This is a genomic window from Sediminibacterium roseum (assembly GCF_009939005.1).
GTDB classification, from domain to species: Bacteria; Bacteroidota; Bacteroidia; order Chitinophagales; family Chitinophagaceae; genus Sediminibacterium; species Sediminibacterium roseum.
In genome coordinates, this window is sequence record NZ_JAACJS010000015.1 from 1549835 (window position 1) to 1573887 (window position 24053).

General features: G+C 48.5%; 18 protein-coding genes and 1 tRNA gene. 5 read left to right on the plus strand and 14 right to left on the minus strand.

Annotated elements, in window-relative coordinates; translation table 11 throughout:
• Positions 1–51: 51 nt before the first annotated feature.
• The 5 genes from GWC95_RS17910 to GWC95_RS17930 form a co-directional block, all read right to left on the minus strand.
• Positions 52–705 carry a c-type cytochrome gene (locus tag GWC95_RS17910; RefSeq protein WP_161820080.1) on the minus strand — a complete coding sequence of 218 codons (654 nt, stop codon included), beginning with the start codon at positions 703–705 and terminating at the stop codon, positions 52–54.
• Positions 706–730: 25 nt separating this feature from the next.
• The gene (locus tag GWC95_RS17915; protein ID WP_161820081.1) at positions 731–1321 is read right to left on the minus strand and encodes a DUF3341 domain-containing protein; all 591 of its coding nucleotides are present in this window, start codon (positions 1319–1321) and stop codon (positions 731–733) included.
• Positions 1322–1426: 105 nt separating this feature from the next.
• Positions 1427–2872 (minus strand): NrfD/PsrC family molybdoenzyme membrane anchor subunit, encoded by a 1446-nt coding sequence (gene nrfD / locus GWC95_RS17920; protein ID WP_161820082.1) that lies wholly within the window; start codon positions 2870–2872, stop codon positions 1427–1429.
• Between the two features lie 153 nt (positions 2873–3025).
• Complete coding sequence (locus GWC95_RS17925) at positions 3026–6148, minus strand: TAT-variant-translocated molybdopterin oxidoreductase (protein WP_161820083.1); 3123 nt, start codon at positions 6146–6148, stop codon at positions 3026–3028.
• A gap of 77 nt (positions 6149–6225) precedes the next feature.
• Complete coding sequence (locus GWC95_RS17930) at positions 6226–7494, minus strand: c-type cytochrome (RefSeq protein ID WP_161820084.1); 1269 nt, start codon at positions 7492–7494, stop codon at positions 6226–6228.
• 237 nt (positions 7495–7731) lie between these two features.
• Here GWC95_RS17930 and purN point away from each other — a divergent pair, with 237 nt between their 5' ends.
• Both purN and GWC95_RS17940 read left to right on the plus strand, forming a co-directional pair.
• Positions 7732–8610 (plus strand): phosphoribosylglycinamide formyltransferase, encoded by an 879-nt coding sequence (purN, locus tag GWC95_RS17935; protein WP_237722204.1) that lies wholly within the window; start codon positions 7732–7734, stop codon positions 8608–8610.
• Between the two features lie 87 nt (positions 8611–8697).
• Complete coding sequence (locus tag GWC95_RS17940; protein ID WP_161820085.1) at positions 8698–9984, plus strand: serine hydrolase domain-containing protein; 1287 nt, start codon at positions 8698–8700, stop codon at positions 9982–9984.
• A 70-nt stretch (positions 9985–10054) separates the two neighbouring features.
• Here the strand turns inward: GWC95_RS17940 and GWC95_RS19850 are convergent, their stop codons facing one another.
• From GWC95_RS19850 to GWC95_RS17965, 5 genes are all read right to left on the minus strand, one after another.
• Positions 10055–13435: a glycosyltransferase family 117 protein gene (locus GWC95_RS19850; RefSeq protein WP_237722205.1), complete on the minus strand. Its 3381-nt coding sequence runs from the start codon at positions 13433–13435 to the stop codon at positions 10055–10057.
• Between the two features lie 139 nt (positions 13436–13574).
• On the minus strand, positions 13575–14927 hold the full coding sequence (locus tag GWC95_RS17950) for a M56 family metallopeptidase (protein ID WP_161820086.1): 1353 nt from the start codon (positions 14925–14927) through the stop codon (positions 13575–13577).
• 15 nt (positions 14928–14942) lie between these two features.
• Entirely contained in the window at positions 14943–15302 is a 360-nt protein-coding gene (locus GWC95_RS17955; protein ID WP_161820087.1) for a BlaI/MecI/CopY family transcriptional regulator, read from the minus strand.
• Between the two features lie 220 nt (positions 15303–15522).
• Positions 15523–16173 (minus strand): tetratricopeptide repeat protein, encoded by a 651-nt coding sequence (locus GWC95_RS17960; protein WP_161820088.1) that lies wholly within the window; start codon positions 16171–16173, stop codon positions 15523–15525.
• A gap of 63 nt (positions 16174–16236) precedes the next feature.
• Complete coding sequence (locus tag GWC95_RS17965; protein WP_161820089.1) at positions 16237–16701, minus strand: VOC family protein; 465 nt, start codon at positions 16699–16701, stop codon at positions 16237–16239.
• Between the two features lie 138 nt (positions 16702–16839).
• Between GWC95_RS17965 and GWC95_RS17970 the strand changes: the two genes are divergently transcribed.
• The 3 genes from GWC95_RS17970 (at position 16840) to GWC95_RS17980 (ending at position 18007) form a co-directional block, all read left to right on the plus strand.
• Positions 16840–17634 (plus strand): mechanosensitive ion channel family protein, encoded by a 795-nt coding sequence (locus GWC95_RS17970; protein WP_161820090.1) that lies wholly within the window; start codon positions 16840–16842, stop codon positions 17632–17634.
• A 17-nt stretch (positions 17635–17651) separates the two neighbouring features.
• Positions 17652–17840: a hypothetical protein gene (locus GWC95_RS17975; RefSeq protein WP_161820091.1), complete on the plus strand. Its 189-nt coding sequence runs from the start codon at positions 17652–17654 to the stop codon at positions 17838–17840.
• 95 nt (positions 17841–17935) lie between these two features.
• A tRNA-Arg gene (locus tag GWC95_RS17980) sits at positions 17936–18007 on the plus strand.
• A gap of 467 nt (positions 18008–18474) precedes the next feature.
• On the opposite strand, the gene GWC95_RS17985 is transcribed toward GWC95_RS17980, so the two are convergent.
• The 4 genes from GWC95_RS17985 to GWC95_RS18000 form a co-directional block, all read right to left on the minus strand.
• The gene (locus tag GWC95_RS17985; RefSeq protein WP_161820092.1) at positions 18475–18810 is read right to left on the minus strand and encodes a type II toxin-antitoxin system PemK/MazF family toxin; all 336 of its coding nucleotides are present in this window, start codon (positions 18808–18810) and stop codon (positions 18475–18477) included.
• Positions 18800–19030, minus strand: a complete 231-nt coding sequence (locus tag GWC95_RS17990) for a hypothetical protein (protein WP_161820093.1) — start codon at positions 19028–19030, stop codon at positions 18800–18802. The genes GWC95_RS17985 and GWC95_RS17990 overlap by 11 nt, the downstream gene beginning before the upstream one ends.
• Before the next feature lie 153 nt (positions 19031–19183).
• Complete coding sequence (locus tag GWC95_RS17995) at positions 19184–20641, minus strand: RagB/SusD family nutrient uptake outer membrane protein (RefSeq protein WP_161820094.1); 1458 nt, start codon at positions 20639–20641, stop codon at positions 19184–19186.
• A 19-nt stretch (positions 20642–20660) separates the two neighbouring features.
• Positions 20661–23825: a SusC/RagA family TonB-linked outer membrane protein gene (locus GWC95_RS18000; RefSeq protein WP_161820095.1), complete on the minus strand. Its 3165-nt coding sequence runs from the start codon at positions 23823–23825 to the stop codon at positions 20661–20663.
• Positions 23826–24053: the final 228 nt, after the last annotated feature.

Here is a 24053-nt window from a genome sequence, read left to right on the forward strand (position 1 = left end):
CCGCTGCGGCGGATGCAGGCTTTTACAAATATTTCTGAACCTTTATTTCAATTATTTTGCTACTGCCGGACTGCCTGCGGCGGCCGGGTTTGTTGTGGCCGGTGTTGCGGCCGGTTTTTTTGCGCCGTTCTGCTGCATTTTCACATATTTGATCACCATCCAGCGCTGTTTACGGTCGAGCTGCGATGCGTATGATCCCATGCTTCCTTTTCCGTAGGTAACTGAATAGAACATTTGTCCTTCAGGCATTACCGAAACCACTGCATCGCCTTTCAGGTTTTTGGGTGCTGCGGGGTAAGGGCCCTTACCATCGTTGTACAATGGGCCGTTGCCGTCGAGGTTTTTACCGTGGCAGATGCCGCAGTTGATGAGATACAATCTTTCTGCTTCGGCGAGATCGTCTTTCGACAGGGAGTCGATCGGGTTTACCACCGCTTTTGATGCCTCGTAGTTCCTGGTGCTGCCCACAGAATCCTTTGCAATGTGGAACGGCATTTCTTCGCCACGCGCCAGTGTTCCGTTAACGGGGCGGTTGTTGTAGTTGATGCCTTTCTCTGCGAGGTTGCTGTGGTCCGCATAGGTTTCGTAAGCGCGGCTGTTGGCCATATCCGGCATGTATACATGTCCCGGAGTACGTTTCACATCGCTGCAACCAACGATCAGCGCTGTTGCGGACAATACAGTTATGATTGATAATTTCTTCATCGGACTTCTGTTCTAAATAATAATATTAAGCGGCTACAGTTGTTTTGTTTGTGAAAGGAAGTTCGTCCTTATCGTAACGGCCAAGCCACCATCCTTCTTCGGCGATCTGTACATCTGTTTCTATTGCGCCGTTGGCGGATAAGAAAGCGGTGAGATCGTTCTCGTTTGTTTTTTCCGTGCATTCGATCACCATCACAAAAAGATCATCGGTGGCACGCGGGTGAAAATGGTGTTTTTTCACGAACGGCGCGATCTGGCAGAGGTAGCAGAATGTGAGTACCATGCCTACTGCTGAGAACAATACCGTTAACTCGAACGTGATCGGGATCCACGCCGGCAATGCGAAGTGTGGTTTACCGCCGAAGTTCAGCGGCCAGTCTTTCGTCAATATCCAGCTGATGCAACCCAATGCTGTTGATGTACCGGTGATACCGTAAATAAATCCCGCAGTGTGCAGGCTTGTTTCCCTCAAACCCATTGCATGATCCAGCCCGTGTACCGCGAAAGGCGTATACACATCATGGATCTTATAACCTGCCGTACGAACTTTTTTCACTGCAGGAAATAATGTAGCCTCATCATCGAAACAACCTACTACGAATTTCTTTTTTGCCATTTTCTTGAGCTTTGAGCTGTAAGCTTTGAGCTTCGAGCTTTTATAAAAATTTCAATACTCTCTGTTTTGCCGGCCGCCTGCGCTGAAGCTTCGGTGGCCAGGGCTTTAGTGGTGATGCTGTTGATCGTGAACAAATTTGTCGAGATCTTCCGCTTCAATGCTTCCCATATTATTCTTGTAGTTCTCACCCGTCGTTTTCAATACATATTTGATCTCTGCGATCGCGATCACAGGGAAGTATTTGGCGAAGAGGAAGAAGCAGGTAAAGAACAAACCGAATGTACCGGCATAGAAACCGATCTCCCAGATAGACGGGCTGTAGTAAACAGACCAGCTTGATGGAAGGTAATCGCGGTACAAAGAAGTTACGATGATCACAAAACGCTCGAACCACATACCGATGTTCACGATGATGCTCATGAAGAAGGTAACAAACAGGTTCCTTCTCATTTTGCGGAACCAGAAGATCTGCGGGCTCAATACGTTACATGCCATCATGCCCCAGTAGCTCCATCCATAAGGACTGAACAGGTAGGCACGGCTGTACCAGAATGTGTAGCCTTCGTATTTGTTCTGGCTGTACCAGCCCATGAACAGTTCTGTCAGGTAGGCGATACCTACGATAGAACCGGTGAGTACAATTACTTTGTTCATCGCCTCGATGTGGCCGATGGTGATGTAGTCTTCCATTTCAAATACCTTACGCATGATCACCAGCAGGGTTTGCACCATGGCAAAACCTGAGAAGATCGCACCGGCAACGAAGTAAGGAGGGAAGATGGTGGTGTGCCAGCCCGGGATAACGGAAGTGGCGAAGTCGAAGGATACGATCGTGTGTACAGAAAGTACCAGCGGTGTACTCAAACCTGCGAGTACAAGAGAGAGGCTCTCATGTCTTTGCCAGTGTTTGGTTGAACCGTTCCATCCGAAAGAAGCGATACCGTACAGGCGTTTGCGGAGCTTGGTGAAAGCGCGGTCGCGAACCGTTGCCATATCCGGGATCAATCCTGAATACCAGAACAACAGTGATACGGTAAAATAAGTAGAGATCGCAAATACATCCCAGAGAAGCGGTGAGTTAAAGTTCACCCACAAAGGGCCACGTGTATTTGGGTAAGGTAATACGAAGAATGCCATCCACACACGACCCATGTGCCAGATCGGGAACTGCCCGGCGCACATTACCGCGAAGATCGTCATAGCCTCTGCCGCACGGTTCACACCTGTTCTCCAGCCCTGGCGGAAAAGGAGAAGGATCGCAGAGATGAGCGTACCGGCGTGACCGATACCTACCCACCAAACGAAGTTGGTGATGTCCCAACCCCAACCCACGGTCTTGTTCAGGTTCCACTGGCCAATACCATACGTAACGTCCCTGTAAATACTGTACACACCAAACAAAAGCAAGGCAACGGCTATGTAAAAGCCGATGTACCATAACCTGGTAGGTTTAGCTTCAATAGGGCGAACAATATCTTCCGTAACCTGGTGATAGTTTTTATCTCCATTCACCAATGGTTCCCTGAGCTGTGATTCGTACTTTAAATGCATCTGGTCTTGTTTATGGTCACTCCCTGCAGTACTGCCGGGAATCGTATTTTATTGAATCAACTTTATTTTCAACTAATAATCAAGAATAAGAATCAACAATCAAGAACTTCTCTCTCAATTACTAATTACTAATTTCTAATTATCAATTACCAATCAATGGTGCGCCGGTGCCGCGTGTTCTTCTTTCTTTGCCTCGCCGTGTGCCGCGTCTTCGTGCATTTCGTCTGTGTTTCTCACTTTCGCGAGGTAGTTCACATTCGGGAGCACGTGCAATTGTTCAAGCACATAGAACGTACGGTTCGGGTTGTTTTTCCTGATCTGGCTGATCTCGCTGTTCGGGTTGTTCACGTTTCCGAAAGTGATGCAACCGCTCGCACATGCCTGCGCACATGCCACTTTCACATCTTTGTCTTCCAGCGGACGGCTTTCTTTTTTCGCAGCGAGTTTTCCTTCCTGTAAACGCTGTACGCAGAAAGAACATTTTTCGATCACACCACGTGAACGTACGGTCACATCCGGGTTCAATACCATTCTTGTGAGATCATCGTTCATATCCAGCACAACATCGTTCACCACTTCTTTCTGGTTGTTAGGGAAGCTGTCTGCACCCGAGTAATCGGCCCAGTTGAAGCGGCGTACTTTATAAGGACAGTTGTTTGCACAATACCTTGTTCCGATACAGCGGTTGTAGGTCATCTGGTTCAGACCCTCAGAGCTGTGGTTGGTTGCGGCAACAGGGCAAACGTTCTCACAAGGAGCGTTGTCGCAATGCTGGCACATCAATGGCTGGAACACCACGTTAGGGTTGTCCATATCGCCACTGTAATATTTATCGATGCGCAACCAATGCATTTCATGGCCGCGTAATACTTCCGGTTTACCAACAACAGATACGTTGTTCTCTGCATTACATGCCACAACGCACGCGCCGCAACCGTTACATGCGTTCAGGTCAACGCTCATTCCCCATCTTACACCCGGACGATCGTAAACAGGATAGATGGTACCTTGTTTTTCGAAGTTCTCCAGTCCACCCCATGGCTCCAGTTCTTTCTGGCGCTCATCGCGGATCTCTGTAGGATGGTGCTTATAGGCTGCGAGCGATGTTTCTTTCATCACTTCCGTACGGTTGCCCTGTTCGGTATCGTAACGGTTGTGTGTTTGTGTCAGGGCTACAGGATATTTTTCGCCGGTTGCTGCGATGGCAACATCTGCGTTTACAAAGTTCACGGTGTTACCGGAGAGGCTTGCAAGAACATAGGCGTTCTTACCCGTTCCTACAACCGCTTTACCCAATTTCTCACTGCGGCCATAACCAACGGCGATGGCGATCGTATCAGGATGTGTTCCCGGTATGATCAACGCAGGAAGCTCCATGCTTTTGCCGTTAACCGTAACTTTTACAACAGGTTTTGGTGGATTTACTTCGTAAGCATCCGCCTGTCCGCCGTTGTTCAGGTCAATATTCAATAATGTTCTCGCGAGTGCCGGAGAAACAATTACGTAGTTGTCCCAGGTAGCGCGCGTGATCGGATCCGGCAGTTCCTGCAACCATGGGTTGGCAGCGCCTTGTCCTGCACCGATACCTATTTTCTCATACAACACCAATTCAATCTTACCGCCTTTTTTGCCCGAAGTGGCCGCCGTAACAGCCGCCGCTACTGCGCCGCCGTTGTAGGTGCCGCCGGCAGGTGTGGCAGCAGTTGGATTGATCACACCATCCTGCAAGGCCTTGTCCCAACCCGCTTCTCCACCAATGCGCGATCCCCAGAACGATTTCAGGAATGCGAGGTAATCGGATGGATTGCCGGACCATTTCAACAGGCTATCCTGCCACTGGCGTGTTTTGAACAGTGGGTAAATGGTAGGCTGCATGAATGAGTAATAACCGGCTTTTGCTTCTGCATCGCCCCAGCTTTCCAGGAAGTGGTTGTCGGGTATTACGTATGTGCAGAGTTGTGTTGTTTCATCCAGTTTAGGGTTGAATGAAATGGTAGTTTTTACTTTGGCGAGGCCCGCTTTTACTTTTTCGCCGTCGAACCAGGTGTAAACCGGGTTTGCGCCGTAGATCATCAGGGTGCCTACTGAGCCGGCGTTCATATCATCAACCAGCTTTGCAAAATCTGCATCGACACCCTGGCGGATGTTGAGCGGGGCCGACCAGTTGATCGTTTTTCCGCCTGCGCCAACGGCTTCGTTGATCGCGTTCACGATGAGCTGGATGTTTACGTCATTGCTTCCGCAAACCACAACCGCAGCGCCTTTGTTCTCGTTTAATGATTTTGCCGCTTTTTCGATGCCTGCTTTCAGTTTCGCATCTGCGATGTTAACAGATCCGCCTGTTACCGCTGCGAGCAGGGCTGCAGCCACGGCGCCTGTTTCTGAAGGGCGGTGTAAATATTTTTCATCAGCGCTTGCTCCCGTAATGCTTGGCACACCCTCGAACTGGATGTGTTTGCTCATTTCGGGATTTTTTTCGTTGATCTTTCTTCCTGTAGCGTATTGTTTGCTGAATTCAACCGGGTTGAGCCATGTACCGAGGAAATCTGCGCCGAGGCTCACGATCGCTTTCGCGTTCTCGAAATGGTAAGAAGGGATCGCCCTTTTGCCATAAGAAGCTTCGTTCGCCAGCAACATTCCTGAATAGGAAACCGCATCGTAGGTTACGTGGCGGCTGCCCGGGTTCTTTGCAAGGAACTGCGCAATGATCTCTTTGGTTGAAGGAGAAGTAATGGTGCTCGTAAGCAAAACCACCGGACCGCTGATGGCACCGGCAACGGCCTTGTCTATGTCTTCGAAACGCGCCTCTTTTCCATTCATGGTTGGGAAGCGGAGACGGGCCGTATCATACAGATCGAGTACAGAAGCCTGGACACGTGCAGAGGTTGCGCCTTTGGTCACTTCGCTCAACTCGTTGCCCTCTATTTTGATCGGGCGGCCATCGCGCACTTTGGCGAGAATGCTCACCACATCGCCATCCTGAACATAGGTAGTAGCATAGAATTTGGAAACACCCGGAACAATATCTTCCGGTTTATTGGCAAAAGGGATCGCCTTTTTCACCGGCATCTCACAACTTGCAGCCACAGCGGCAGCAGCGGTACTGAAACCGAGGTACTTTAAAAAGTCCCTGCGCGGCGCTTTCGCATCGAGGAAGCTGGTGCTTTCTTCAGATACAAAAGGTAGTTCCTCCTTGAATTCGTCTTTTACATCTTTATTGTAAGCTTCAGACTGATTCAGCTCTCCAAAACTTTGCCAGTGCTTTTTTTGCTCCATTATTCTAATTTGAAAATTCGATAATTTGAAAATTTGACAACGCTGAATCAGGCGATCGTTTCGCCCGGTTCATTCTGTTAATAGTGACATTTCTGGCACTCTGTTCCACCGATATCGTGCACCGTAACACCTTTGGTGCTGTCCATTTTACCGTTCTTTAAATCCTGGTGGTATTTCTCGTAAATGCTGTAAAATCCATTGTCTTTGAACTGAACTTTCGTTTCGCGGTGACAGTTTACGCACCAGCCCATGCTCAGGTCGGCGAATTGTTTTACTTCATCCATTTTCTGGATCTCGCCATGACAGGTCTGGCACTGCACTTTACCTGCTTTTACGTGTTGTGAGTGATTGAAGTAAACGTGGTCGGGCAGGTTGTGAATTCTCGCCCACTCAATTGGTTTTGCCTTGGAGGCATCCCATGATTCAGGTGTTTGTTTGGAAGGATCGTACCCTGCGTATTTGTAAAGTTCCTGGATCTGTGCCGTACCGTTCACTTCCTCTCCTTCTTCGTTGTGGAGCGGGGCGCCGGTATATTCTTTAATAGCAAGGTGACAGTTCATACAAATGTTCACAGAAGGAATAGTAGCCTGTTTGCCCTGGTAAACACCGATGTGGCAGTACTGGCAATTGATCTGGTTGATGCCTGCGTGAACTTTGTGAGAGTAGTAAATAGGTTGTAAGGGCTGGTAATTCTTGCTGCGGCCGAGGTTCATGGCGCCAACAGAGGTTAAATATCCGCCGACAATAAATAAAACAACGGTCAACAAAGCGATGTAACTTTTGTTCTTCCAGAAAGGAACCGGCTCAACACCTGGTTCGCCGGCGTGTTGGTCTGCTAATTTCTTGAGGTTGGCATTTACCTGGAGGAGGATCAATGCTACAACGGCGAGAACAAGGGTAAGGATACCAAATAATAAGGTATTGTCGCTGCTTTCGTCTTTGGCTGCTGCTGCACCACCTGCTGCCGGGTTTGCGGCGCTTGGTTCAGGAACAGATTTGATGTAAGCGAGGATCGCATCGATATCTGCATCTGTCAGTGACGGGAAAACCGTCATCGCAGATTTATTGTACTCGAGGAACAGGTCGTTCGCGTATTTATCACCTGTTTTCAGGAAGGCCTGGTTGTTCTTGATCCACGCATGGAGGTTCTCTTTGCTGCTCCAGCGGCTTTCTACGCCGGCGAGGGCTGGGCCTGTCACTTTTTTGTGAACCGCGTGACAACTCGCACAATTGGTCTGGAAAAGAGCCTTTCCATCTTGTGCATTAAGGGCCGTACCGAAAGAAAAACTCAGGAAAAGGACTGTTCCGGTGAGGTATGTTTTGGCTAAACGTCTAAAAGATATCATATTCACAACGTTGTTCTTATATGTGGAAAAAGATCCTTGAACGGGTGCAAAAATATGACAGGAAGCTGACAAAAGCTTCATCATCAAAAAATTTTTTTATCCTTATCTGGCGTGGGTTTCAGCCGATTTTGCCGTGGTGGATTAAATCTGTGTCATGAATTTTTCTTCCGTATTACACAATCGGGTTATTTGAAAAGCGGTTCAAGATTAGTCAGATTTTTATCTCATTTTTGACCCATGTTTAAACGCCTGCAGGAAAAATGGGGGGTAAGCACCCGGCAATTCTGGATCCTTTTCATCGTATTCGGCCTCACCGGCACCACCACCGCCGTTCTCACCCGCTACATCACCACCCTGCTCGGCATGGATGCTTCCACTTACTGGCTCTGGCGTGTGTTACTCCGCATCGGCATGCTGGTTTTTGGTTACCAGGTGATCCTGCTAACGTTTGGCGCCTTACTCGGCCAATGGTCCTTTTTCTGGAAATACGAGAAAAAACTGCTTGTAAAACTCGGGATATTGTCAAAAGCGAGGAACAAAGACGTTACGCGTATTGCCATTTTTGCCTCGGGTGCAGGTTCCAATGCAGCAAAGATCATCGATTACCTGGAGGGTCACCGTTCGATAAAAGTTGCCTTGATCGTTTGCAACAAACCAGGCGCAGGCGTATTACAGATCGCGGCAAGCAAGGGCGTACCTTCCCTTCTCATCGAAAAAGAGCGTTTTTTCAGCGGCGACGCCTACCTGCCCGAGCTGAAGAAACACAAGATCGATTTTATCGTACTGGCCGGTTTCTTATGGAAAGTTCCGGTTAGCCTGATCGCCGCGTTCCCCAACCACATCATTAATATACACCCGGCACTTTTGCCCAAATACGGCGGCAAGGGCATGTATGGCATGAAAGTACACGAAGCTGTACTGGCCGCGGGTGAAAAAGAAAGCGGGATCACCATCCATTACGTAAACGAACATTTCGACGAGGGCGAACACATCTTCCAGGCAAAAACGGTCATCGAGGCCGGCGACACGCCGGAAAGCCTGGCGCAGAAGATACATGCACTGGAACATGCGCATTTCCCGGAAACGATCGAGCGGGTGCTGGGTCGTAAGTCGTAATTCTTAATTAAAGGAAACGTATTACATCATTCGTACATAACGTTTCGTTCCTGTTTTTTCCCGAACTTCCTTTTCAATTTGAACGCCATGAGAAAAATATTCCTGGTCGCTGCGTTTGCCGTATCACTGCAAACTTTTGCGCAGACAAAACATCCTGTATTAACTGCATCGGCCCCTGAGAAAGCCGGTTTTTCGCCGGAGCGGCTGCAGCGCATCGACAAACTGATACAGCAGTATATCGACAGCAACTGGATCGCCGGCGCGATTGCGTTGGTGGCAAGAGACGGCAACATTGTTTACCACAAAGCGGTCGGGTACGACGACAAGCCGGCCAACAAGCCCTTACAGAAAGATGCGATCTGGCGCATCGCCTCGCAAACAAAAGCGATCACCAGCGTGGCCATTATGATGTTGTACGAAGAAGGGAAATTCCTGCTCGACGATCCTATCTCAAAATACATCCCTGCTTTCCGCAAACCCGTGGTGCTTGATAAATTCAACAAAGCAGATACAACATACACCACGGTTCCGGCGAAAAGAGAGATCACCATCCGCGACCTGCTCACACATACATCGGGCATCTCTTACGCGCAGATCGGAACAGAAACTGCAAACGCGATCTATTACAAGGCCGGTGTTGTAGGCGGCATCGGTTTGAAAGGTGGCCTGCTCAAAGACAATATCATCAAACTGGCTTCACTCCCGCTGATGCACCAGCCGGGCGAAAAATTCACCTACGGTCTCAACACCGATGTACTCGGCTACCTGGTTGAAGTAGCAAGCGGCATGAGCCTCGACGCCTATTTCAGGAAAAATATTTTCGAGCCACTGGGTATGAAAGACACGTATTTCTACATCCCGAAAGAAAAACAAAACCGGCTTGCGATGCTGCATTCGGAAGATGCAGGGAAACACGTGATCAATACGCCGGAATCGATCAACGTAAACGGAACGCTTTACCGCGACTATCCAAACCTGCCCGGAACATTTTATTCGGGTGGTGGCGGGCTTGTTTCCACTGCGTATGATTACGCCGTATTTATGCAGATGCTTTTGAACGAAGGCGAATACAACGGCAAACGTTTGCTCAGCCGCAAATCGGTTCGTTTAATGACGGTGAACCAGGTGGGCGAGATCAACATCGGTCGCGCCGCAAAATTCGGTTTGGGTTTCCAGATCGCCACCGAAGCGGATGAACCGCGAAGCACCGTTTCAACCGGCACCTTTAGCTGGGGCGGCATGTTTGCATCGTCTTACTGGATCGATCCGCAAGAAAAGATCATCGGGCAGTTTGTGCTGCAGCATTACCCAAACAGCCACGGCGAAATTGCAGAGAAATTCAAGGTTGCTGTTTACCAGGCGCTGCGCGATTAAACAGCAGGCGCCTATAGTCACCAGGCAACGAACACGATCGGTTCGTGTTCGTTGCCTGGTGTTGGATGCGTTAACCAGACCATTTCATTTTTTCCATCGTTTCAAGGTCATTCAACATACGCTGCGCATGTTGCAGGTCGTATTGCATATAGGTGGCTGCGTTGCCCGAAAGATTGTTATAGTACCTGATTTCCTGCTGCAATCCTTTTTTTAGCGCCGCCGAAATTTTTGAGGCAAGCGGTTTATGTCCCGCACGGTAACAGGCTTCCAGAAGGAACAAGGAAGTGCGGTTGTGTTCATCGCCACGCGAGATCATGGCATAAGGCATATTTTCTTCGCGCATACCTGCATCTGTTTTGTCGAGTACTTTGATGGCATCTGCTGTTCTTCCTTTTGCCACAAGATCCTCTGCAAGATCTGCGGCCGCACGGCGGAGATTGTTGAGTTGCTGGCGGTTGAGTTCATCAAAATACACATTGGGCAGGTGCGCATTGCCGTAACTGAATTTGTTCATCACTACGTCAAACACACGATCGGTGTTAACGGGCGACTGCAGCACAGGAACCAACCGGTAGGTGAGCCCATCCCTGCGCAGGTAGTTTCCAAAACCCAGTTCGCCGAAAGGCATGGTAAAATAGATAGGGCGCTTCCATTGGTTGGCGGCGATCACGTTTAGGATGGCCATATCGTTTTTCAACAGGCTCGTTTTCGGGATCTCGAACTGCAGAGACGATACAACACTGTCGCCTGCATTCACCGTTCCATTGGCGCGCACCCGTTTTTCATCAACAGGAACACTGACGCGTTTTACAGGAAGAATATTGTAACCCCGCTCGTCAACATTCTTATCGTCGCCAATGTAATTTTTCATGAGATCATACAGATCGTAATATTTATCCTGCGGAAACTGCGAGAGCGGCTGGTAAAATGCAACGTTTCTTTTTTGTCCCTCGATCTGTTCTTTGCTCCAGATCACATCAACGGGATCGCTCTGGTTGATCTTGTAACGCAGTTGGTTGATGCACCAGTCTGCACTGATCAAGGTTGTGATCACCACGCGTACATCGGGGCGGATGCCTTCTACTTCCTGTGCATACCACAACGGGTAGGTATCGTTATCCGCCATCGTAAACAGGATCGCGTTGGGGGCGCAGCTCTCGAGGTAGTTTCTAGCCACATCGCGCGCCAGTTGTTTTTTGCTCCTGTCGTGGTCGTCCCATTCCTGCTGCGCCATCAGCAAAGGAACAAAAAGCGAAATGGCAACTGCGGTTGTAACAATGGCTTTTGGGGAACGCAGGAATTTTAAAACATAGGGCAATCCCGCGGCAACGGCAGCATACAAAATAAAGATACCCAGGCCGGCAACAATACCACCACCCAATCCCGCGATCATGCACAGAAATGCGAGCAGTGCCGCTGCAACTGCGCCGGGCACCAATATGCTTTTCAACAGCGCCTTGTCCCATTTAGATGCAAGGTCAACAAAATATAAAACAGCCAGGCCGATCCAGATCGCAAATGCATAAAAGGAACCTGCGTAAGCGTAATCACGTTCGCGTGGTTGCATGCCCGATTGGTTGATGTAGATCAATATGGCGAGGCCCGTCCAGTAAAACAACAGTGTTGCGGCCAGCGCATCCGTTTTTCTTTTTTTGAAATGATAGAACAGGCCGATCAATCCCAGTATCAACGGCAAAGCCAGGAGCTTGTTGTGTGCCTTGTTGTTCTTCAATGTATCGGGCATTTCATCCTGGTTGCCGTAAAGTGCGTTGTCGATAAAAGATATGCCGGTGATCCAGTTTCCATCACGTGTATTTCTCACCACCAATCCCTGCAGGTCGTTTTGTCTTCCCGAGAAATTCCAGAGAAAATAACGCACGTACATAAAATAATTCTGGTAGTTGAGAAAGAAGGAGATATTGTCGGCCCTGTTTGGTTTAAGCGGGTGGCCATCGTTGTCTTTTTCAACATCGTAGGTTCCGTCTTTCAGTTTTGAAAGGCCCAGGTAATCGGCATAGTAATCGGCATGCGATTGTTCATTGCTCATATCCCACATGCGTGGAAAAACCATTTTGTCTTCCGGTGCAAAAACATATTGAAAATCTTTACCGATGTTGTTATACCCTTTGTCGCCTTTTTGAAATTTGTCTGATGTTTCGCGGTAACCCACCGGGCGCGCAGTAAAACGCTGCCCGTAGAGGATGGGAAAATCGCCGTATTGCTCGCGGCCGAGGTAGCCTTCGAGACTGATGGGATTGTCTACATTGAACATATCAACGGCAGTATCAGCATTGCTGCGGATCATCGTGGTAACATAAGAACTGTAGCCGAGTAATATAAACACGAGTCCCCACATCGAAAGCCTGAGCAAGGGCCACTGTTTCCTGGATGCGATGCGTAACCCGTACCAGATACCCAGGCCAAGCAGCAAAAAGAAAAACGCAAAGCCCGAGAAGAAAGGAAGATTGAAGGAGTTCACAAACAGAACATCAAACTTGCTGGCCACCTTAACCGAATATTGTATGATGCCGATCTGTATAAACTGTTCCAGCGCCACACCGATGATGATAAAAATATAGACACTGCTGTAGTTTTTGTTTTTCTTCTTCCCGATCCTTTCCATCAAAAACAAAACACCGATCACCGCAGCGGCACCAAAGAAAATGAGTGCAGGAACGGTTCCATCAACGGCAAGGCCATTAACAGCAGCGGCTTCGGAACGCGCACCGATGTAAGCCCCGATCACACCCAGTACGCCACCGATGAGTACAAAGCGGATGAAATATTTGCGGACCAGCGCGTGGTTTACCGTGTGTTTTTTCCTGAAATACCAGATCATCACGATCGCGGGAATGTTCAGCAGACAGAGCAGGTGCACACCGATGGATACACCGATCAGGAAAAAAATAAACACGAGCCATTTATCTGCATGCGGCTCATCGGCCTGCTCGTCCCATTTTAAAATGCACCAGAAAACGATAGCGATAAAGAAAGAACTCATCGCATACACCTCACCTTCCACTGCGCTGAACCAGAATGAATCTGTGAAAGTATAGGCCAGTGCGCCAACAGCGCCGGCACCGATCATTGCAATGAGCTGCGGAGTGGACAAGGTTTTCTCACCCGACCGCCCCCACATTATTTTGCGCGCGAAATAGGTGATGCTCCAGAAAAGGAAAAGGATGGTGAAACCGCTCGAGAGGGCGCTCATCACATTTACCGCTTTGGCCGCCGTGAGCGGGTTGTCGCCAAAGGCAATGATGAAAACACGGCCCAGCAAAACAAACAAAGGCGCGCCCGGTGGATGCGGGATCTGTACTTTGTAACAGGTACTCACAAATTCCCCGCAATCCCAAAAACTACCACCCGCTTCGGTTGTAAGAATGTAGACCGTGCAAGCGATGAGACAAATGATCCAGCCGGAGATGTTGTTTATTTTTTTGTAATCCATGTTGAATGGTTTGTTGTTGGTTGATGTATTCTTTCTTTTTTACTTTATGGTTATCCTGTTTTTGTAAAACAAAAGGCAAAGCTCCGCCACGCTTCTAAAGAATCTCTTTAAAAACGGATTGTAAACCGATGTTTTTGGTCTATTCCCTGGTCAACGATGCGGCATTGTTACTGGTTGCGCGTTGTGGCGGCGATTGTTCCCGGATCACCGGATCCTGCCCGGCTGCATCTTCCCTTGCAGACGTGTAACGGATGTTGTGTCCACCAGTACCGGTATGAATGGCGGTATTGTCGCTTTTTATTTTGTCTGCCTGGTAAAGTTGTTTTTGTGTTTTGTCTAAGTTGATCGTTACCTGCACGGAAAAGCTCTTGCTGGTTGCCGATGTGTCCATCAAAAAAGTGATCGCGTGGTTGCTGATGTTTTTGTAGCCGTATTCTTCCAGCAGGTTTTTCAAACGCAGTTTTTCCTGGCTGATCAGGGATAAGCTCAGGGGGCCACCGGCTTTCAGGAAACTTTTGCCCTGTCCCTGGCGAACGATGCCCGCCACCTCTTCATCGTTGATGTAAAAACTCAGGCTGCTCAGGCTGAACATTTCCGAAGACACCGAAGGCGAATCCGCCGCACGCCGCGGGGCGGGGCCGCTGAAAGCGAACAGCAGCAGGCAAACCAGCGGAACAAGGCACATGAATTTAAGCAGGTGTATTTTCCCCGTGCGCTCGCGGTTCATCATGTGGATCCTTTTTTTGAGAGAGGGGAACAATAAATTATTGGCGAGCGAATAAGGCATGGCGCCCGATACTTTCAATAATAAATACTGGTATCCTTCGCGGTTTGCACCTTTCTGTAAAACAGATTCGTCGGCGATGAATTCAAGGTTCTGCCTGATGGCGTGTTTCATGAACCACGCAAACGGGTTGAACCATTGCACAATGCAGAGCAGTTCTGAAAACAGCATATCCATCGTATGTTTCTGGGAAACGTGAACGATCTCATGCTCCATTATTTTTTCGAGTTCGGTTTCTTCGTATGCGTTGGCGTCAAGGTAAATGCTGTTGTAAAAAGAAAACGGGGCGGCGCAACCTTCCAGGTGATAGAGTTTGATGTCGCCATCGCTGATCAGCCTTGCTGCATCGCGCGTTTTGTAAAGGGAATAGAACCGGAGGGCAAAACGAAGGAGAAAAAACAGCATTCCGGCAACGGGTATCCATATCAAATAAGACACAAGGTTCCATTGCGAAGCAGCAGGGGTAGCCAGGGTTTGATCGACAGAAGGGATCGCATCTGTAACAAAAAAGAGCACGTTGGCCGGTTTGAGTTCCTGCGGAAATTCCATCGGCAACAAAGGGATGGCCAGTGCGGCAACGGGAAACAGGAGAAGGAAGAAGCGGTTCCAGTTGTAGTAGGTCATTCTGCGGAGCAACAGGAAGTAAAACAGGTATCCCAATGCCAGGCAAAACGAAGATTTCAGCAGGTAGGCAAATAACAATTGCATGGGTAATGGTTTTAGTTATTTTTTTTCTTCGATCATTTTGATGAGTTCCTGGAGTTCTTTTGGCTTGAGTTTTTTCTGTTCAATGAAAAAGTTCACCATCTCCTTGTAAGAGTTGTTGAAATAATTTTTCGCAAACCCCTGCATCAGTTTCTGTTTGTATACTTCTTCGGATACCAGGGGTTTGTACAGGTAGTTGTTACCGATCAGGCGACTGCTGAGAAAATTCTTTTTCTCCAGGTTTTTTACGGTTGAGGCCAGCGTTGTATACGGCGGGCGCGGTTGGGGCAGGTATTCAAGAAATGCCTTGATGTTGTTTTCGCCGGCGTTCCAGATGGCCTGCATCACTTCTTCTTCCTGTTTGGTCAGTTTCTCCATGATAATCTACGATGAGTTCGTAAATCTACGAATATTTCGTAAACCGCAAAAAATAATCGGCGCGCAGCCGGGCTTTAACTTTTTGTTAGCGTGGAGACAGCGGATGGATGAAAGGGCGGCGCAGCAACCGGCAGGCTGCATTGAAAAAGCCGTTCATACGCGGCTGTATTGCGCATTTGAACGGCTTCCTGTAATAAAGATTCACGGATGAACGCAAACCTTATCCCGGCATTCTCGAAATGTATTTCTCGATCTCTTTTACCTGGTCGAGCACCTGTTTGGTTTTCGGTTTGCAGGCTTTGGCGCGGCGGAAAAAATCTTTAGCGGCGCGGAACTCCCTTTTGTTCATAAAGATCTGGCACATGCTCAGGTAAGCCACGGCCTCGCTCTCTTTATCTGGAATACCTGCGCGGATAGCGGCGCGGATGTAGTTTTCACCCTGTTTCAGGTCGCCACGCTGCATGGCCATCATACCCAATTGCAATTTATTGGCGCCCTCTGCTTCGGGCATCGGCGAGCCCAGGTCGGAACTTTTTTTGAGGTGTTTTTCGGCTGCATCAAAATCCTGGTTCATCATGGCCAGGTTGCCCTTGATGGTATAGAAGGTGGAGCGGACAGGTTTATACAGCAGGTTGGGCCACCAGATGCTGTTGAGGATCCGGTTTACTTCTTCCACGTTGCCGGCTTCCATCGGCTCCTGTATAAGACGCATGGGGCCGATGAACAGATGGCTCGCAATAGCGATCACCCCTAAGAAATATAAAACAAAAGCGGGCCAGAAACCACTGTACACGTTCACGAACACTGCCAGCGCCAAAGAAAATAAACCCAGCCAGAAACGGTATTTGATCAAAAGATTGTAAAACTTCATAATGCCGCAAAGATAAAGAAAGTTGGGCGTTTGGAAACAGTGGCGCGCCAAAGGCCCAACTGCTTAGTTCTTTGCGTCGTTCACCTCGATGAAATATCCGTCGGGGTCGTTGACCCAGACTTGTTTTACACCATCCACCCGCGTAGTGATGAGACCGGGCTCGCCCTTGGCATTGACCCAGGAAATGTTGCGGGCCCTGATCCTGGCAACAAAATCATCCACCGATGCCACGCTGAAGCACATGTGGTTATTGAGAAAATATTCTTTGGGTTTATCCGCTCCCGCGATCACATGCAGGGCCACACCGGGCGCGATGGAATACCACGCATGTTTGTTATCGTGAAATGGTTCCGGGATCGTATCCAGCTGGAACACATTGCTGTAAAAATCGACCGTACGCTGCAGGTTGGTCACATAAATAGCAAGGTGGTTGAGCACCGCTTTGGGTTTGTTTCCTGATTGCGCATTTGCATTTCCTGTTGTAAGAAAAAACGCGGCCAGCAGAAAACAGTAAATGATTTGTTTCATATATGGATTTGAAGATTGAATGTAGGAAGAATTTGGTTGCGGCAGGTCATAAGCTTAGGCGCCCCGTCTATGACTTCACACCGCAAACTGCTTTTTGTTTTCAGCCCTGATTGGCATAATTTTTTAACCTTCTGCGCCATGGACATGGATAAATTTTACGACAAAGCCCTCACCTGGCTCGTAAATGCGGGGCCGCGTGTGTTGCTGGCCCTGGTGGTGTTCTTTGCAGGGCAATGGCTGATCCGCCTGCTTAGAAAATGGACGCACCGATCCATGCAGCAGAAAAATTTCGCTCCCTCGCTCCGGCCTTTTTTACTGGGATTGCTGTTTACCACGCTGCAGGTCTTACTGGTGATCGCCATCATGCAGATCCTGGGAATCGAGATGAGTATTTTCGCTGCGCTGATCGCATCCGTAGGTGTGGCGGCCGGTCTCGCTTTGTCGGGCACCCTGCAGAATTTTACCAGCGGTATATTGATCCTTGTGCTCAAACCTTACCGGGTAGGTGACAATGTTCTGGCACAGGGACAGGAGGGAACCGTTGATTCGATTCAATTGTTTTACACGGTCATCAAAACATATGACAACCGCACCGTGATCATCCCCAACAGCAAATTATCGAATGAACAGATCGTCAACCTGAGCCGGGAGGGCACCAGGCGCCTGGATACGGAGATGAAAGTGGCGTTTCCGGTCCCATTTGAGCAGATCCGTTCCGTGGTGGAGACCGCGATCAGATCGCGCAGTGCTGTGCTGCAGTCGCCGGCCTACAGGATCGGGGTATCGCACATCGACCCTGATTGTTACCGCATCATCATCAATCTCTGGCTTCCGGCACATGGTTTTGAAGACGAGCGCCAGGGTTTCCGCGAGGCATTGCTGAAAGCGCTTGTTGCATCAGGCATCAAACTGCCCGATGCGATCCATCTATAAACCTTAAAACAATCCATATGACAACCGATAAACCAGGCAGCGACAAGCCCCAAGACCAGCTTTCCGGCCCGCAGGGCGTAGACAAGGCCCCGGGAGAAGATGCCGCCGATCATCCGGAGGAGGGCCTCACCATCCAGGACAGTCAAAAGGCCAAAAAGGTAGATGCCGATCCCCAGGAAGAGAATAAAAAGCCGGCCCATCCTTAAAACCAGGCAGGCAGCTCTTGTTATATCCCCGCCAGACCCCTATTTTTGCGCTCCAATTATTAATTATTAGTTCCTAATTGCTAATTAATAATGCTGGTCCCGTAGTTCAATGGATAGAATAGAAGTTTCCTAAACTTTAGATACAAGTTCGATTCTTGTCGGGACTACATCGCCCACCGAAGCTTTAGCGCAGGTGGGCTTTTTGTTTATTAAGCTATCAATGGATAGAATATCCCCACAGTACTGTGGGGACTAAACTTTAGATACAAGTTCGATTCTTGTCGGGACTACTCGCCCACCGAAGCTTTAGCGCAGGTGGGCTTTTTGTTTATTAAGCTATCAATGGATAGAATATCCCCACAGTACTGTGGGGACTAAACTTTAGATACAAGTTCGATTCTTATCGGGACTACATCGTCCAGCGAAGCTTAGCGCAGGTGGGCTTTTTGTTTGTTAGCTTCAATGGATAGAATATCCGCCAAGTCTGTGGGGACAAAACTTTAGATACAATTTTGGATGTTACCGGAACTAAATCACCAGCGATGCATTAGCTTAAGTGGGCTCATACTTGAATATCATCCATAATGCAGATGTTTGTTTGTTGTTGGTCGGGCGACCAACAACGGCGAAAGCTTTAGAGGTCTAGCACTATCTGAAGGTTTCGTTTTAACGAACTTGCTTGTTCTTTTGTCAATCTGGCGACCTTTTCTATTAAACGCTTGTTATCAATAGCACGGATCTGGTCAACCAAAACATCACTTGCCTTTTCGAGCTGTGACTTTTTGAGATGCACGCGCAATATTTCAAGTTCGGGCTGCACATTTGTTGTGATTGGGCAAACGATCGTTGAAGGATGCTCGCCGTTTAACAAATTGGTCTGGATAACGACAACAGGGCGGATTTTACCCGGCTCAGTTCCTTTAGCCGGGTTGAGGTTGGCCAGCCAGATGTCAAACTGATTAATTTTCATCAACGAGTTGTTCAAATTCACGTAAAATATCCATAGAGTCCTTTCTCGAAAGCCTGGACTCTTTCAGCAACTTTTTCTTAAGGATTTGCCTTTTGTTAAAAAGATTATAGAGGTTTACCGCCTCATTGATATACCTGTTCCTGGGAAGTTTCAATTGATGGGTGATGTTCTCTGCCTCGTCAAAAATTGTATCATCAAGTTTTAGGGAAAGCGTCTTCATAAAATCGATTTGTTCAAAGGTATATACTATTTGTATATACTCCAAATTAATAAGGGAACATTGTTGCGCGTGGCCATGGCCACAACCACTCTTCCGAAAACAAAAAGGGCACTGCATCGCAGCGCCCCTTCTTGCTTGTTTTTCTGTCTTGCCTTAGTAACCGGTATTCTGCTGCCCGCCCAGTGCAGGGTTTGCGTTGATCTCGGTTTGGGAGATCGGCAGCAAAGTTTTAAAGAATGTCCTGTCTATCGTTTTCGGACGTGTTGGAACCGATATGCCGATGATGTCGTCGTTGAACGTGATACTCTTGTTCAGGCGGATCATATCAAAAAACCGTTGGCCCTCGCCAAAAAGTTCTTTGCTTCTTTCATCCAATATCATATCCAGCGTAACCGTTAAACCTGTTGCGGGCAACAGGTTTGGCGAACGTTTCCTGATGGCATTGAGGTAGGTGGCCGCCTTCGGGGCATCCGTTGGCAACGCCGCTTCCGCCGCAATCAGGTAAATCTCTGAAAGCCTGATCACCTTTATGTTCACGGCGGTGCTGGTTGCTTTTCCATCGCCGGCAAGCGTGGTACTTCCACTGTATTTGTACAAGGCTCCTTTGCGCGGATTGGCGGTGGTGGAGATCTCATCGTCGTTCATTACGCCCCATCTTACATCGGCGGCATCCTGTTTCAAGCGGTTGAGGTAATAATCGCTGGCGATGAACCATCCGAGTATCGTGCTTCCGCCATCTCCTTTCTTCCTGAGGTAGCCACCAAGCGAAGTCGCTCCCAGGTCGCCTTCAAGCGGATAGACGCCGATCTCAAAGATCGATTCTGATCCAAACTGCGTTTTCCAGGAGTCTACCCAGGCCGCATTGCTGTACAGCGAATACACATTGCTGGTGATGATCTCTTCTGAAAACTTCAGCGCATTTGCATAATCTTTCATGTAGAGATACACGCGCGCCTGCATCGCAATGTTGCCATAGTAATTGATGAAACCGTTTGCCTTTGCTTTTCCCAGCAGCGGCGCAGCGGCTTTCAGGTCGTTCATGATCTGTGTGTAGTTGTCGTTCACCGTGTTGCGCAACGGTTGCGCAGACGATGTCAATGGCGTGGTAACATTCGGTACGCCGTACGCGGTTTTATCAACATCGTATGGTTTGCCATAGAGCCTTACCAGGTCGAAATACATGATGGCGCGGAGGGTAAGCGCCTGTCCTTTGTAACTGCCAAAACCCGTGGCACCAGCCGCTTCCAGCTTATCGATGTTCTGGAGAAGGTTGTTCACCTGCAGCAAAGAGAAATAGATCTGCGACCAGTAACCGGAATAACTTCCGCTGGATGCGGAGTGGTTGAAAGTATAGAGCCCGTCGTTGCCCCTTCCCTGCGATGCGATGGTGAGATCGCCGCCTTTTGCATCTCCGTACAGAACAAAGTTCCTTCCGTAATAATCTGAACTGCTCATGCTGCGGATGATGCCATTGATCATGATCTGCGCATCAGCGGGTGTTTTGATAGACGTGCTTGCATCAACCTGGTTGGTAGACTGTACGTCGAGCTGTTTGCTGCAGGAGAACCATCCCAGCGCCAGCATCGGTAAAAATATTTTTAGTTTATTCATGACTTAAGCTTTTGATGGATTAAAAATTAATATCGAGCCCAAACGTATACACTTTGCCCAATGGCGTTTCCCATCCACGGGTTCCATACTGGTTCACTTCAGGATCTGCTGTTTTGTATTTCGAGAAGGTAAGCAGGTTTGTTCCGTTGAAGAATACCCTTGCGCTCTTGATGCCTATCCTGCCGATCAGGCTTTCCGGCAGCGCATAAGCGAGATTGATGTTCTTCAATCGCAGGAAGCTGGCGCTGCTCATCTGGCGCGTGCTGTATTGCATCGGGTCTGTAAGATCGGTTCCACGCAGCAGCGGAACGGTTCCCGATGTGTTTTCAGGCGTCCACATTTTCGAGTACACAGATTTTTCCCTGATCCTTTCCCAGTAGTAACCATCGTCCGATACATCTTTGTTTGCACCATCGTATATGTTTCCACCGAATTTGTAAATGAAGTTCAAACCGAGTGTGAAGTCTTTGTACGATACTTCCGTATTCAATCCGCCATACACATCAGGCATTGCATTGCCGATGATGGTATAGTTTGCTTTTGTGAAAGTATAGGTTGCTCCCCTGCCGTTGTAAAGAAAATCTCCCGCTTTTGGATCTCCAGGGTTGTTAACGTAGTACACATTGTTGCCGTTCTTCGCATCAACACCGGCCCACTCGTAGCCCCAGAGGCTCAGGGTTGATGCACCTTCCCTGTAAATGAACTGTGCGCGTGCATCGCCGCCGGTAGGGTCGTACCATACAATGTCCCTTCCGCCATACAGTTTCGTAACTTTTGATTTGATGAACGATGCATTCAGCGAAGCCGTCCATTTAACCGATTTGCTGTTGATGATGTCGCCACCAAGCTCTACCTCGATGCCCCTGTTGTTGATCTCTCCCACGTTTGCCAATGCACTTGAGAAACCGGTAACGGTTGAGATAGGCACATCCTGCAGAAGGTTCTTGGAATCACGGTTGAAGTACTCGATGGTACCTGTCAGTTTCTGTTTGAAGAGACCAAACTCCAGAGCAATGTTGGTGGTGTAATTGGTTTCCCAGGTAAGATCAGGATTTGCATTGGTTGATAAGTACCCGCCGGCATTGCCGTTGTAACGCAAGGTGTAATTGGTGAGCGATCTCCATCCATAGTTCTGCGATGGCAGGGTACCGTTGATACCATATGATGCCCTCAGTCTTAAATTACTGACCGCGGTAAGATCGTTCATAAAATCTTCACCGCTGATCTTCCATGAACCGGCTACCGACCAGAAATTACCATAGCGGGTGCCTGGCGCAAGTTTGGAAGAACCATCGCGGCGGAACGATCCCGACAGGAAATATCTTTGTTTGTAATTGTATTCCAGGCGGGATAATACAGAAGCGATCGCGTTGCCATAGTTATACCCGCTGCCCGCAAATGCGCCTGCGGGCGACAAGGTTGTCAATGCGCTGGAAGGAAGATTGGTACCGGTTGTGGTTTGAAACTCTGTAATGTTTTTTTCGTACTCAAATCCACCCAGCACAGTAATGCCATGATAACCGAAATTTTTTGCGTAATTGATCGTGGTAGAAGAAACCAGTTTGCTTATCCCTGTGCTGCTTTCCTGGATCAGCCCGTTTGTTGCAGAACCATTGTAATGGATCGAGCTGTAATACAAATGATCCTTCACTTCTGCGTTGTCGTAAGAGAAAACGGATTTGATGTTGAGCTCAGGAAGGATCTTCAACGTAACCGTTTCATTCACAGAAAAACGTTTGGTTACAGAATTGTTGTTCCATTGATCGTTGTAATAAATATTGTTCTGCGCAAGGCTTCCAAAACGCGCGGTAAAAGGCTGGCCGGTTTTGTAATCTGTTGGCCAGTAAAAAGGCCACAACAGGTTTCTCACCTGGAAGAAATAGTTGGCGCCGGTATTCCTCGAATCGTTAAAGCCCACCTGGCTGTTTCTTGCAATACCTACGTTGGTGGCAAACTCAAGCAGCGTTCCTACTTTTTGCGTGAGGTTCATACGGCCCGAAATACGATCGAGCTTATTGATGTGGATCCTGTTCTGATCCCTTGTATAGTTGAGCGATGTATAATAGGTTGTATTGTCATCACCACCGCTTACAGAAAGGTCATTGGTCTGGTAAATACCGGTTCCAAAATAAGCCTTGTCCCAGTCGAAGTAAGTTCCTTCCCGGTTCACAATACCATCGGTCATGCCGGTGATGTTCACATTATCGTTCAGCGCCGTTCCTGCCGTTGCAAATTTGTAACCATGTTTATTGAACTTAGTGTTCAACTGTCCGAGCGCATAGGTATTGGCCTGTGCGGCGGTTTGTCCTGCAGAAGTTTTGTTATCATACAAGATCCTGTACAGCATATTGATCTGTTCCTGCACATTGGCCGTCTCATAGTTGTCTGTGGCCCATGAAGGTGTTATACCGATAGACGAGTTGAGGTGCACTTTTGGTTTTCCTTTTTTACCCTTTTTGGTGGTGATCACCACAACACCGTTTGCGGCCCTTGAACCATACAGCGACGAAGCGGCTGCATCTTTCAGGATGGTGATGGTTTCAATGTCTGAAGGGTTGAGCGTATTCATTACGTTGTTGGAACCGATGTACGATCCGCTGAGTGTGCCCTGGTCGCCCGAGATCACCGGTACGCCATCGATCACATACAGAGGTTCGTTGCTCGCGTTCATCGAACCGATGCCCCTGATGCGGATGCTCGGTGTGGCCCCTGCTTCTCCGCTCGCTGTTGTTACCTGCACACCGGCTGCCCGGCCCGTCAATGAATTCTGGAAGGAGGTAAAGGGATTGTCTTTGATAGCGTCCTGGTTGATCGTAGCGGCTGCTCCCGTATAACTCGCTCTTTTGGCGGTGCCGTAAGCAACAACGATCACATCGTTCAACGATTCCACATTCGGCTGGAGCGCCATGTTAATCAAGGTTCTCCCGCCGATGGCCACTTCCTGGTCCTGATAGCCAACGATCTGGAACACCAATGCAGTGGCATTGGCGGGAACGGAAATAACATAACTGCCATCGCTGGCCGATGCAGCGCGGGAGGAAGTACCCTTCACATGCACGGTAGCGCCGGCAATGGGGGCCTTGGTTATGTAATCGGTAACGATACCTCTTACACTGGACTGTGCATGCGCCGCAAAACAACAGGCAAGCAATGCAAACAGCATGAACGGGAAGTGTTTCTTCATAGCGGGAGTTTTAGCATTAGCGTTTAATAATGGATATTGACATTTTATCTCTATGCGTTTTTTTGCCGATATAGCCTGCTGTTTTTAGCTGACTCTGTTGAATAATCATTTAAAAAATTCGTTTTAAGATAGTGCCTTTTTTAGAAAATTTTACAAAAACGTAATGATTTTTTAACAAAGGCCGAGGTATGGGCTGATTTTTACATCAGCGGGGCGACATTGATCGAG